Below are 12,675 nucleotides of genomic sequence, written 5' to 3' on the forward strand. Positions count from 1 at the left end.
ACTGTGGAGCCACCCATGCGCCGAATGTTGTTCGCCGGCCTTGCCGCCCTCGCCACGTTGCCCGCGGCGGCACTCTCGCCGGCCGCCCAGGGCGGGTCGTTGGACTTGGACACCGTCATGGCCAATCCGGATTGGATCGGCGCCGCGGTGGAATCCCCATACTGGAGCGTGGACGGCCGCAGGCTGTACTACGCGCTCAAGCGCGACGGCAGCAAGGTGCGCGACCTGTACAAGGTGGACCTGGCCAGCGGCCAGAGCGTGAAGCTCGACCCGGCCGCCGTGGCCCAGGCCGATGGCCCGGCCGTGTACGACCGCGCGCACCGCTACGCGGCCTTCGTGCGCCACGGCGACGTGTTTCTGGTGGAGCTGTCCAGCGGCCGCCGCGTGCAGGTCACGCGCAGCAGCGAGGCGGAATCTTCCCCGCGCTTCTCCAGCGACGCACGCAGCCTGCAGTACCGCCAGGGCAACAACTGGTTCGTCTACGACATTGCCAGCGGCGTGAACGCACCGGCGGCGGTGCTGCGCTACGTGGACGATCCGCAGGCCAAGAAGCCCGATGCATTGGGGCGTCAGCAACAAGAGCTCTTCAAGGCGCTGCGCGAGAACAAGTCCGACAAGGATGCCCAGCGCGCCAATGACGACGCCCTCGCCGCCGCTGACCCAGGTCGCGCGCCTAAGCCCATTTTCCTTGGCGAAGGCGGCGAGCCCGTGGATACCGAACTGTCGCCCGATGGCCGCTGGATGCTGGTGGTGACCCAGCCCAAGGGCGCCAAGGAAGGCAAGCAGCCGCAGGTGACGCATTACGTGACCGACTCCGGCTATGCCGAGCAGCAGGACACGCGCACCTACGTGGGCCGCAACGATCCCGTGCCGCAGTCGCTGGTGCTGGTGGACCTGAAGGCCGCCACCTTCTACCCGCTCAAGACCGACGCGCTGCCGGGCATGAAGGACGATCCGCTCAAGGACATCCGCGCCAAGACCGTCGCCGCGCTGGAAAAAGCCGGCAAGGCGGACGAAGCCAAGGCGCTGAAGGCGCCGGACGTGCGCGCCGTGCGCATCGTGTCCGGTGCCGATGATGGCGGTGGCGGCGGCATCGTGTGGAGCGACGACGGCCAGAACGTGGCCGTGCAGATGCGCGCCATCGACAACAAGGATCGCTGGATCGCCAGCGTCGATTTCGACAAGCACGCGCTGGTGAACCAGCATCGCCTCACCGACAACGCCTGGATCAACTGGAACTTCAACGATTTCGGTTGGCTGCATGATGGCCGCACGCTGTGGTACCTCAGCGAGGAAACCGGCTACTCGCAGCTCTACAGCAAGAGCCTGGGCGGCAAGGCCAAGGCGCTCACCAGCGGCAAGTTCGAGGTGAGCCACCCCGTGCTGAGCGAAGACGGCCAGTGGTTCTACCTGCGTACCAACCAGGTAGCGCCGTACAGCTACGACGTGTATCGCGTGCCCAGCGCCGGCGGTGAACTCAGCCGTGTCACGCAGTACCAGGGCATGAACGATTTCGTGCTCTCGCCGGATGGTCGCCAGCTCGGCGTGCTGCATTCCTCGCCCTACGTGTTGCCGCAGCTCGCCGTGCAGGATGCGGCCGGCGGCGCGCCGCGCGAGCTCACCAACACCATGAAGCCCGAGTACACCGCGCGCACCTGGCTGGCCCCGCAGATCGTGGGCGTGCCCTCCTCGCATGGTGCCGGCACCGTCTGGGCCAAGTACTACGGCCCGGCCGACGCGGGCGCGGCGGCTTCGCGCCCGGCGGTGATCTTCGTGCACGGTGCGGGCTACCTGCAGAACGTCACCCTGAGCTACTCCAACTATTTCCGCGAGCAGATGTTCCACAACCTGCTCGTGCAGCAGGGTTACGTGGTGCTGGACATGGATTACCGCGCCTCCGAAGGCTACGGCCGCGACTGGCGCACCGCGATCTATCGCCAGATGGGTCACCCCGAACTGGAAGACCTGCTCGATGGCAAGGCCTGGCTGGTGAAGAACCGCGGCGTGGACCCCAAGCGCGTGGGCATCTACGGCGGCAGCTACGGCGGTTTCATGACGCTGATGTCCTTGCTGCGTGCGCCGGGTGAGTTCGCTGCCGGATCCGCGTTGCGCCCGGTCACCGACTGGACCAGCTACAACCACGAATACACCTCCAACATCCTCAACGATCCCCAGCTCGATCCGGAGGCTTACGCCACCAGTTCGCCGATCGAGTACGCCGATAAGCTGCAGGACCCGCTGCTCATGCAGCACGGCCTGATTGACGACAATGTGCTGGCCAGCGACACCGTGCGCCTATACCAGCGCTTCATCGAGCTGCACAAGAACAACTTCTGGATGTCGCTGTACCCGATGGAGCGCCACGGCTTCACCCATCCGGACTCCTGGTACGACGAGTACCGTCGCATCGACGAGTTGTTCAACACCTACGTGAAGCCGGTCAAGCCGTAACGCCGCCGACACGGCGTCATGCGAAAAGGCCGCCCCTCAAGGGGCGGCCTTTTTCGTACGCGTTCACGCCGCTTGCGCGGCGAAATACTTTGCTGGCGGCTGGCCGAAGCTGCGGCGGAACATGGCGACGAAGGCACTCACGCTGGCATAGCCCAGGGCATCGGCCACAGCCGATACCGGCTCGCCATCGGCCAGTCGCTCCAGTCCGCGCGAGAGGCGGGCGAGCTGTCGCCACTGGGCAAAGCTCAGCGCGGTTTCGCTGCGGAACAAGCGACTCAGGCTGCGCGTGGAAAGCCCTGCCCAGGCGGCCCATTCGTCGAGCGCGCGGTTGTCCTCGGGACGCTCCAGCAGGGCGAACGCGATGCGCAGCGCGCGCCGGTCCACCGGCATCGGCAGATGCAAGGGTTCGTGGCGGGCGCGGCCGATCTCTTCCAGCAGCACGGCGGTGAGGCGCTCCTGGCTGGCATCGAGCTCGCGCTGCCAGGTCCATGAGCTGGCGCGGCGCACCAGCGCGCGCATCAGTTCGGTCACCCCGATCACGCAGGGCTCGCTGGGCAAGGCGCTGCAGTCGCTGGGGCGCACGAAGGCACCCCAGCCGCTCATGCGTCCGCTCAGGCTCACCGTGTGCTCGATGCCCGGCGGCATCCAGCCGGCGCGGTGCGGCGGCAGCAGCCAGGAACCGCGTGCCGTGCGCACGTGCACCAGCCCGCTTTCCACGCAATAGAACTGGCCGCGTGCGTGTGCGTGCCAGCCGTACTCGCGGGTGCCTTGGTCGAACTCGCCGTTGACCTCGCCCTCGCTCCAGTAGGCGATCACGGCTGGGCCGTCGACCTGCTCGATCAGGGCGTGGAACAGCGCCTCCTCGTCCGTGGTGCTGGCGTGGCCCATGGCCGGTTCTCGATAAAGAATGACCAAATAACGCTAACAGTAAATCACGCGCGTGCCCAATCATGCGGCCCATTCCCCCACCGCTGCCGTCGCTCGCGGTGCTCGGCGCCTCACGATCGGACCGCGTCCCGTGCGGTCACGGCCGGCGTTGCTGGCGCGTCCTTGCTGCCAGGGCAGGCCTCAACCCCGGGGCGCCCAAGGGAGTTGCCTCATGTCGATGATGACTGTTGTCCGCCCCACCGCTGCGTTCCCGCCCGATCCGCTGGAGGCTTTCGTGGCTTGCGCTCACCAGATGTTGGACCCCGCTACCCCCGAGGCGGCGCGCCGTGCCATGGAGCCTCGCTTGTTGGCGTTGCTGCCAGCCTTGCGGGCCCTGGGCGTATTCGAGCTATTCGAGCTGCGCGACCCGGCCCTGCGTACCTGGCTGGCGGACGAACTGGAGGCCATGCCGGGCTGACATGGGCGGGTAACTTTGCCGAAACAAAAACAACCAGCAACATATTTGCCTTGACAAATATTTGTTCGGCAATAGAATGCACGTTCCATGAGCCCACAAGCCCCCGCGGATCTCCCCTACAAGGACAGCATTGGCGTGCTGATTGGCCTGGTGCGCAGCGAGCTGGTGCGCCGTATGGAGGCCGAACTCCAGGCATCCGGCGTCGATTTGCGCTTTACCCAGTTCCTGATTCTCAAGCGACTGGCCCTGCTGGGCCCGATGTCGGCCAGCGAGCTGGCTCGTTCGGTGGAGCTGGATGGCGGCGCGATGACCCGCCAGCTCGACCAGCTGGAAGGCCGTGGCCTGCTGCGGCGCCAGCCGCACGAGCAGGATCGCCGCGCCCTGCGCATCGAGCTCACCCAGGCCGGCGACGCCCTGTGGCGCCAGATGACCACCTGTAATGACCGCGTGCTCGACGCCGCGCAACGGGCCCTCGACCCGGAGCAGCGCGAACAGCTGCGCGACTACCTGGAACGCGTGCTGCACGCGCTCCGCGACATGCCCTGAATCCGTTTCATCTTTTGGAAGCCAAGCCCATGCGTCTGCAACTCCTTGCGGCAGCCACCGGCCTCACCCTCGCGCTGGCGGGTTGCGTCAGCAGCGGAGGGCTGCACCCCTCCGGTTCGCTGATCGATGCCCTCTCCCTCAAGAGCGATCGCAGCCTGTCCAACGTACAGGTCTCCCCGGCCGCGTGGCCGGAGCAGGACTGGTGGACCGGCCTGGGCGATGCCCAGTTGAGCGCACTCATCGCCGAAGCGCTGAAAGACAACCCCAGCCTCGCCGTGGCCGATGCACGCGCCCGCCAGGCGCAAGCCGAGTCTGGCGCGGCCGATGCCGATCGTGGCCCCAGCGTGGGCGTCGGCGCCAACGTGGTGGGCCAGCGCCTGCCGTTGACCGCTGCGCCGCCGGAACTGGGCGGTGGTCACTTCACTTGGTTCAAGGACGCCCGTGCCAACTTCAGCTGGGGCCTTGACCTGTGGGGCGGCAAGCGTGCCGCGTGGGAAGCGGCCCTGGGCCAGCAGCGTGCCACCGAAGTGGAAGCACAGGCTGCGCGTGTGGAGCTGTCCACCAACGTGGCGCGCGCCTATGTGCAGCTCGCCTACGCTTATGCCGAGCAGGACGTGGCCAAGGCCGAGCGCGAGCGCGCCGGCAGCGCGCGCCAGTTGACCCAGCAGCGCGTGAGCGCAGGCCTGGACAACCAGCTCCAGCTCAAGCAGAGCGATGCCGAAGTGGCCAGCGCCGATCAGGAAGTGGCCGCCGCCAACCGCGCCATCGACGCGGCGCGTTCGTCGCTGTCGGTACTGCTGGGCAAGGGCCCGGATCGTGGCCTGGACATCACCCGTCCGCAGTTGCTGGAACCGGCTGCGCTCACCGTGCCGGCCAACGTGTCGGTGGACCTGCTCGGTCATCGCCCCGACCTGGTCGCGGCGCGCTGGCAGGTGGAAGCGGCGGGCAAGGAGATCAAGGTCGCCAAGACCCAGTTCCTGCCTAACGTGAGCATCAGCGCCATGGCCGGCGTGGCCGCCTTCGGCAGCGTCAATCCGCTGCAGTTGCCGGCGCGCTTCTACACCTTTGGCCCGTCGCTGAGCCTGCCGATCTTCGACGGCGGTCGCCTGCGCGCGAACCTCTCCGCCAAGGACGCCCAGTACGACCAGGCCGTGGCTCAGTACAACCAGGCGCTGGTGACGGCGGTGAACCAGGTGGCCGACGGCTACAACGCCGTGCAATCTGCGCAGGAACAGGTCGCCGCCCAGCAGCGCGCGCTCGATGCCGCCAGCCAGGCCTGGCAGCTCGCCGAGCAGCGCTACAAGGCCGGCGTGGGCAGCTACCTCGAAGCGTTGATCGTGCGCCAGCAATTGCTCACCGCGCAGCAGCGCATGGCCATGCTCAAGACGCAGCAGGTCGACCTGTCCGTGCAACTCATTCAGGCCCTGGGCGGCGGTTTCCGCCCGCAGGCCGGCGCGGCCGATGTGGCCGCCCAACCCTCTTCCGAACATTCGCTCTAAAAGGCTATCCCCATGTCTAGCCAAACCCCGCTCGCGGCCGACAAGGCCGTTGCCCAACCCCCGAAGAACCGCCGCGGCTTCCTGTTGCGCGCGCTGGTCGTGGTGCTCGTGCTCGCCGGCCTCGGCTGGGGCCTGTGGTACTTCCTCGATGGTCGCTGGTACGAAGAGACCGACGATGCCTACGTCAACGGCAACGTCGTGCAGATCACCCCCCAAGTGCCGGGCTCGGTGATTACCATCGGCGCCGACGACGGCGACCTGGTGCACGCCGGCGACGTGCTGGTGAAGCTCGACCCGGCCGATGCCGACGTCGCGCTGCAGCAGGCCAAGGCCAACCTCGCCAGCACCGTGCGCAAGGTGCGCGGCCTGTACAGCACCGTCAATGGCGCGCAGGCCGATGTGGCCGCCCGCAAGGTCGCCGTGGACAAGGCCCTGGCCGACTACAACCGTCGTCGCGACCTGGCCAAGTCGGGCGCGATCTCGGCGGAAGAGCTGTCGCACGCCCAGGATGCGCTCACCTCCGCGCAGAGCGCCTTGACCGCCGCGCAGCAGCAGTTCCAGACCAACAAGGTGCTGGTGGATGACACCGTGGTGTCCTCGCATCCGGACGTCCAGACGGCCGCGGCCAAGTTGCGCGCCGCCTACCTTGACGACGTGCGCACCTCGATCATCGCCCCGGTGGATGGCTACGTCGCCAAGCGCTCGGTGCAGCTGGGCCAGCGCGTGGCGCCGGGCACCCCGCTGATGGCCGTGGTGCCGCTGCATGAGGTGTGGATCGATGCCAACTTCAAGGAAACCCAGCTCACCCAGATGCGCATCGGCCAGCCGGTGGATATCCGCGCCGACGTGTACGGCGGCTCGGTGACCTACAAGGGCAAGGTGCAGAGCCTGGGCGTGGGCACGGGCAGTGCGTTCTCGCTGCTGCCGGCGCAGAACGCCACCGGCAACTGGATCAAGATCGTGCAGCGCGTGCCGGTGCGCGTGTTCTTCACCGATCCCAAGCAGCTGGAAGAACACCCGCTGCGCATCGGCCTGTCGACCAAGGTGGAAGTGAGCCTGCATGACCAGAGCGGCCCGCTGCTCGCCAAGCAGGCACCGACCCAGCCGGCCTTCACCACCGATGTGTACCAGCAGCAGTTGGCCAAGGCCGATGGCGTGATCGCCGAGATCATCCACGCCAACACCGCTGGCGAAGGCCAGAACAAGCCGTAAACCTCCGGCGCCGGCCTTTCGTCGGCCGGCGCCCTTCCCTCCAGGGTTATCCGTGCGATGAGTACTGAATTTCGTCCGCCCAACCTGGCGCTGACTACGGTCGGCCTCTCGCTGGCGACCTTCATGCAGGTGCTGGACACGACCATCGCCAACGTGTCGTTGCCGACCATTGCCGGCAACCTCGGCGTGAGCGTGAACCAGAGCACCTGGGTGATTACCTCCTTTGCGGTGAGCATGGCCATTTCGCTGCCGCTCACCGGCTTCCTCACGCGCCGCGTGGGCGAGGTGAAGCTGTTCATCTGGTCGACGCTGTTGTTCTCCATCGCGTCGTTCCTGTGCGGCATCGCGCAGAGCATGCCGATGCTGATCCTGTTCCGCGCCATCCAGGGTGCGGTGGCCGGACCGATGTATCCGGTCACGCAGAGCCTGCTGATCTCGATCTATCCACCAGCCAAACGCGGCATGGCGTTGGCACTGTTGGCGATGGTGACGGTGGTGGCGCCGATCGCCGGCCCGATCCTGGGCGGCTGGATCACCGACAACTATTCATGGCCGTGGATCTTCTTCATCAACGTGCCCATCGGCATCTTCGCTAGCATGGTGGTCGGCAACCAGATGAAGCTGCGCGTGGACACCATCTCGCGACCCAAGGTGGATTACGTCGGCCTGATCACGCTGATCGTCGGCGTGGGTGCGCTGCAGATCGTGCTGGACAAGGGCAACGACGAGGACTGGTTCAATTCGTCCTTCATCGTGATCACCAGCATCGTGTCGGCGGTGGCGCTGGCGGTGTTCCTGATCTGGGAACTCACCGACGACGAACCCATCGTCAACCTGCGCCTGCTGCGCCATCACAACTTCCGCGTGGGCACGATCGCGCTGGTGCTGGCCTATGCCGCGTTCTTCGCCATCGGCCTGCTGGTGCCGCAGTGGCTGCAGCGAAACATGGGCTACACCTCGACCTGGGCAGGTTTTGCGGCGGCGCCGCTGGGCATCCTGCCGGTGATGCTCACCTTCATCGTGGGCAAATACGCCGGGCGCACCGACATGCGTCTGCTGGCTTCCTGCGCGTTCCTGGTGATGGGTGCCACCTGCTTCCTGCGCTCGCACTTTTTCCTGCAGGTGGATTTCTGGAACGTGGCCGGCGTGCAGTTGTTCCAGGGTCTGGGCGTGGCGCTGTTCTTCATGCCGGTGACCACGATTCTGCTGTCGGACCTGCAACCGCATGAGATCGCCTCGGGCGGTGGACTGGCCACCTTCCTGCGCACGCTGGGCGCGAGCTTCTCCGCGTCGCTCACCACGTTCCTGTGGGATCACCGTGCGATCGTGCACCACGCGCACCTGACCGAGCACATCACGCCGTACGACACATCGGCGCAGAGCACCTTGCAGGCAGCCGGCATCAGTGGCCAGACCGGCAATGCGCTGCTGGAGCAAATGATCACCCAGCAGGGTTATCAGATCTCGTTCAACGAGGTGTTCCACATGCTGGGCTGGGTGTTCTTCAGCCTTATCGTGGTGGTGTGGCTGGCGCGTCCACCCTTCACCGCCAAGGCGGGTGCTTCAGCCGATCACTGATCGCGTAAGGGGCCAGGGTTCGCCCTGGTCTGGCGCTCCATACGACAACGGCCCCTCACGGGGCCGTTGTCATTTCGGTGAGTGCAACCGGCTTAGAGGTTGAAGGCCAGGCCCACCAGGGCCATGGTTTCGCCGCGGTTGGAACCCTTGATGCCGGCGTTGGAGATGTGGCGTACCTGGAAGCTCCAGTGATCGCCCTGCCAACCCACCGAATTGACAAATTCGCCGCCGCTACTCAGGGCCAGCGTGCGGCCGCCCTGCGCGGCCACCTGGGCGGTCCAGAACAGGTGGTGGTACCAGTCGCCGTCATTGCCATAGCGAAAGCGCGCACCACCGGCCAATAACCACACGTCGTCGGAAACCGCGCGGCCGTAGCGGGTGACGTTGCGGCCGTTGATGAAACCCACGGAAGCATCCGGCGCCCAGCTGATGCCGGTGCTGCCGATGGCGTGCGGGTTGAAGACCGCTTCCACAAAGCCGGTGTTGGTCCAGTAACCGTCGGAATAGCTGCGGCCGCCTTCCAGCTCGATGCGGGTATCGGCGGCGGCAACGGCAGACACGCCTAGCAGGGCAGTCGCCAGGGCACTACGAAGAAGAAGAGAGCGCATGGGGAGCTCGTTTTTCTTGAGGGAGGGGTTTTATGCACCGCATAGTTTAGTAAGTTATTGGACCGACCGGTACTAGAAATAGGTCGAATGCACGCAACACTGTGTTGCGCGGGCGGTGATTGCATTCCCTCTCCCAAGCCTTCCTGGCGCCATCAGCTTAGACCGGCAGGCGTAAAGCGCATGCGCAAATGCCGGGAAAACGGGGCAAACGGCGAACAGCGCCGGCGGTGCGCAGCGCTTTGTCGTGGTGGCGCGGTTTTTTTACAGCAGCACGCCGTCTTCGGGCTGCAGCGGCTCGGGCAGGTCGGTATCGCCCAGCAATTCGCCCAGGTTGATCTCGATGGTGCGGCACATGGCGTCCAGCGCCAGATCGTTGGGCAAGCGGTCGAACGGGTTCTCGATCTGGTCGCCCAGCGCATCGAGTCCGAAGAACGTATAGGACAGCACACCCACCACCAGCGGCGTCACCCACCCCACGCTACCGACCAGGCAGAACGGCAGCAGCAGGCAGTAGATGTACACCGTGCGATGCAGCAGCAGGATGTACGCGAACGGGATGGGCGTGCCCTGGATGCGCTCGCAACCACCCAGCACGTAGGAAAGTCGGCTGAGCTGCTCTTCGATGCTTACCAGCAGGATGGCATCCAGGCGACCGTCGCGGCGCAACTGTGCATAACCCTCGCCGATGCGCGCCAACAGCGCGTTAGCCGGGTTGCGCGCCTGCACGAGTGTCGCGGCCTCCTCCGGCGGCAGCCAGCGTGTCAGGTCTTCCTGTGCCAGCGAGCCGCGCAACTGGTGGCGTAGCGCATGCGCGTAGGCAATAAGCCGATGCACGCGCAGGCGTTGTTCGTCGCGGGGCAAGCCCTCGGGCAAGGTCAAGGTTTGTCGCGCCAGCGTGCGCAGCACGATCAACAACTCGCCCCAGAGCTTGCGTGCCTCCCACCAACGGTCGTAAGCAGCGCTGTTGCGAAAACCCAGAAAGATCGCGAGAGTCAGCCCCATCAGGGTCAGCGGCCCGGCGCCCAGTTCCACGCCGGTGTGCGGCAAGCGCTCTTCCAGCAACACCACCAACACCGCCAACAGCATCATCCCCAGCACTCGCTTCCAGATCGCCGGCACGATCGATCCGCGCAGGGTGAACAGCATCAGCCGCAAGGGACGATGAGGTGGATGGATGACCATGGCTGCGCGGCGAAGCTGAGGGTTGAATCACTTTACCGCGTCGGGGCAGGGGCGTTGACGGCAGCATTTTTGCCCGGGCAATATGTAGCGATACCGATAGCCGGGCCACACCATGCAGCGCAAGGATCGTCCGACCTGCACCGCCTTCGACGGCCATCGCCAGCTTGCCACCGGCAGCCTGGCCGACGTCGCGTTGGCGGCCCGCCAAGCTCTGTTGGAAGGGGCCTCTGGCCCGCTGCTGATCTTCGACGACAACAGCGGCCGCACGCTGGATCTGGATTTGCGCGGTACGCCCGAGCAGGTCCTGTCGCGGCTGGCTGGCCCTGCGCCGGCAGAGCAAACCCCCGCACGCGGCCCGGGTCGCCCCAAGCTGGGCGTCGTGCCGCGCGAAGTGACGCTGCTGCCCCGCCATTGGGAATGGCTGGCGGCGCAGCCGGGCGGCGCGTCGGCTACGCTGCGTCGGCTGGTGGAAGACGCGCGCCGACAGAGCCTGGGCCGCGACCGCGCCCGTGTGGCCGGCGAGGCGCTGGATCGTTTCATGCTCACCATGGCCGGCGACCTGCCGGGTTACGAAGAAGCCGCTCGCGCGTTCTGGCGTCAGGAGCGTGACCGCTTCGGTATGTTGATCGAGCATTGGCCCGCTGATGTACGCGCGCACCTCCAACGCTTGGCCGATCAGGTTTGGCGCGAACACGAAGTGGCCGGCTGAACCACCCTTCTCTCCTTTTGCGGAATCGCTCCGATGTCTTCCATTGCCTCCAGGCAACCCTTGCTTACCGAAGGCCCGATCGCGCGAACCTTGCTCATGTTCGCGCTGCCGATCCTCGGCAGTACCGTGCTGCAATCGCTCAACGGCTCGGTCAACGCCATGTGGATCGGCCACTACCTGGGTGAGGCCGCGCTCACCGCGGTCAGCAACGCCAACCTCATCCTCTTCCTGCTGCTGGGCGCCGTGTTCGGCCTGAGCATGGCCTGCACCATCCTGATCGGTCAGAGCCTGGGCGCGCGCAACATGCAGGAAGCCAAGCGCGTGGTCGGCACCGGCGTCACCTTCTTCGTGTCGGTCGCCGTGCTGGTCGCCATCGGCGGCTACTACGCCACGCCGTGGATGCTGCGCGCGCTCGGTACGCCGGTGGACGCGCAAGTATTCGCCGTGCCGTACCTGCGCATCATCTTCATCGCCGTGCCGTCGATGTACTTCTACAACTTCCTGATGATGACGCTGCGCGGCGCGGGCGATTCGCGCACACCCTTCGTGTTCATGGCCTTGTCGGTGGTGATGGACATCGCGCTCAATCCGCTGCTGATCTTCGGCGTGGGCCCGTTCCCCAAAATGGGCATCGCCGGCTCGGCCACCTCCACGCTGATCGCGCAAAGCGTGGCGCTGGTTGCCTTGCTGTGCACGCTGTACGCGCGCAAGCATTTCCTGCGTCTGACGCGTAGCGAATGGGGCTTCCTCAAGCCTGATAAGGAGATTCTGCGCTCGCTGGTATTCAAGGGTCTGCCGATGGGCCTGCAGATGATCGTGATCTCTACCTCGGCGATGATCATGATCCACATGGTCAACGGCTACGGCTCCAAGACCACCGCCGCCTATGGCGCGGCCACGCAGTTGTGGACCTACGTGCAGATGCCGGCCATGGCGATCGGCGCGGCGGTGTCCTCCATGGCGGCTCAGAATGTGGGCGCGCGTCTGTGGGATCGCGTCAGCACGATCACCAAGGTAGGCGTGCTGTACAACTTCCTGCTCAGTGGCGCGCTGATCGCGTTGATCTACGTGTTCAACCACAGTGCGCTCAACCTGTTCCTGCCCAACGACGGCGAAGCATTGGCGCTGGCGCAGCACCTCAATGGCATCGCGGTGTGGTCGTTCATGTTCTTCGGCGTCACCTTCGTGCTGTTCGGCGTGGTGCGCTCCACCGGCGCGGTGCTGCCGCCGCTGGTGATCCTGTTCATCTCGATGTGGCTGTTCCGCCCACCCTTCGCGCTGGCGTTGGCGCCCACGCTGGGTGCTGATTCCATCTGGTGGAGTTTTCCGCTGGGTTCGTTGGCTTCCATGCTGATGGCCATGGGCTACTACAAATGGGGTGGCTGGCGTCGCGCGCACATGCTGTCCAAGCCGATTGAGGTGGTGGCGGACGACGCTGCCGGCGCGAGCCAGCAAGCCCCGACCACCGGGCAAGGTGTGCCCGCCTCGGCCGACTGAATCGAGGCCCGCTGCCACCGTACTGTCATCCGGCCTGCCTAGGGTGGC

Annotated in this window: 11 protein-coding genes; 8 read left to right on the top strand and 3 right to left on the bottom strand. The window is 66.0% G+C overall.

All coding sequences use genetic code 11. The features are described 5' to 3' along the window. Positions 1-15: 15 nt before the first annotated feature. On the top strand, positions 16-2,451 hold the full coding sequence (locus AC3G2C_RS15780; protein ID WP_488385586.1) for a S9 family peptidase: 2,436 nt from the start codon (positions 16-18) through the stop codon (positions 2,449-2,451). A gap of 63 nt (positions 2,452-2,514) precedes the next feature. Here AC3G2C_RS15780 and AC3G2C_RS15785 read toward each other — a convergent pair whose 3' ends face one another. Further along, positions 2,515-3,339, bottom strand: coding sequence for an AraC family transcriptional regulator (locus tag AC3G2C_RS15785; protein ID WP_488385587.1), 825 nt, complete (start codon positions 3,337-3,339; stop codon positions 2,515-2,517). 211 nt (positions 3,340-3,550) lie between these two features. Between AC3G2C_RS15785 and AC3G2C_RS15790 the strand changes: the two genes are divergently transcribed. The 5 genes from AC3G2C_RS15790 (at position 3,551) to AC3G2C_RS15810 (ending at position 8,631) form a co-directional block, all read left to right on the top strand. Beyond that, positions 3,551-3,796: a hypothetical protein gene (locus AC3G2C_RS15790; protein WP_488385588.1), complete on the top strand. Its 246-nt coding sequence runs from the start codon at positions 3,551-3,553 to the stop codon at positions 3,794-3,796. 174 nt (positions 3,797-3,970) lie between these two features. Continuing rightward, complete coding sequence (locus AC3G2C_RS15795) at positions 3,971-4,342, top strand: MarR family winged helix-turn-helix transcriptional regulator (RefSeq protein WP_488385741.1); 372 nt, start codon at positions 3,971-3,973, stop codon at positions 4,340-4,342. 29 nt (positions 4,343-4,371) lie between these two features. After that, complete coding sequence (locus AC3G2C_RS15800; RefSeq protein WP_488385589.1) at positions 4,372-5,841, top strand: efflux transporter outer membrane subunit; 1,470 nt, start codon at positions 4,372-4,374, stop codon at positions 5,839-5,841. A gap of 12 nt (positions 5,842-5,853) precedes the next feature. After that, entirely contained in the window at positions 5,854-7,053 is a 1,200-nt protein-coding gene (locus tag AC3G2C_RS15805) for an EmrA/EmrK family multidrug efflux transporter periplasmic adaptor subunit (protein ID WP_488385590.1), read from the top strand. A gap of 57 nt (positions 7,054-7,110) precedes the next feature. Beyond that, on the top strand, positions 7,111-8,631 hold the full coding sequence (locus tag AC3G2C_RS15810) for a DHA2 family efflux MFS transporter permease subunit (protein WP_488385591.1): 1,521 nt from the start codon (positions 7,111-7,113) through the stop codon (positions 8,629-8,631). A gap of 92 nt (positions 8,632-8,723) precedes the next feature. On the opposite strand, the gene AC3G2C_RS15815 is transcribed toward AC3G2C_RS15810, so the two are convergent. Further along, positions 8,724-9,239, bottom strand: a complete 516-nt coding sequence (locus tag AC3G2C_RS15815) for a lipid A 3-O-deacylase (RefSeq protein WP_488385592.1) — start codon at positions 9,237-9,239, stop codon at positions 8,724-8,726. 261 nt (positions 9,240-9,500) lie between these two features. Beyond that, positions 9,501-10,421 carry a bestrophin family protein gene (locus AC3G2C_RS15820; RefSeq protein WP_488385593.1) on the bottom strand — a complete coding sequence of 307 codons (921 nt, stop codon included), beginning with the start codon at positions 10,419-10,421 and terminating at the stop codon, positions 9,501-9,503. Between the two features lie 112 nt (positions 10,422-10,533). On the opposite strand from AC3G2C_RS15820, the gene AC3G2C_RS15825 reads away from it, so the two are divergent. Beyond that, complete coding sequence (locus AC3G2C_RS15825; RefSeq protein ID WP_488385594.1) at positions 10,534-11,130, top strand: DUF2239 family protein; 597 nt, start codon at positions 10,534-10,536, stop codon at positions 11,128-11,130. 33 nt (positions 11,131-11,163) lie between these two features. Next, positions 11,164-12,627 carry an MATE family efflux transporter gene (locus AC3G2C_RS15830; RefSeq protein ID WP_488385595.1) on the top strand — a complete coding sequence of 488 codons (1,464 nt, stop codon included), beginning with the start codon at positions 11,164-11,166 and terminating at the stop codon, positions 12,625-12,627. The last annotated feature ends 48 nt before the right edge of the window (positions 12,628-12,675 follow it).

This window comes from Frateuria sp. sgz306004, assembly GCF_057750885.1.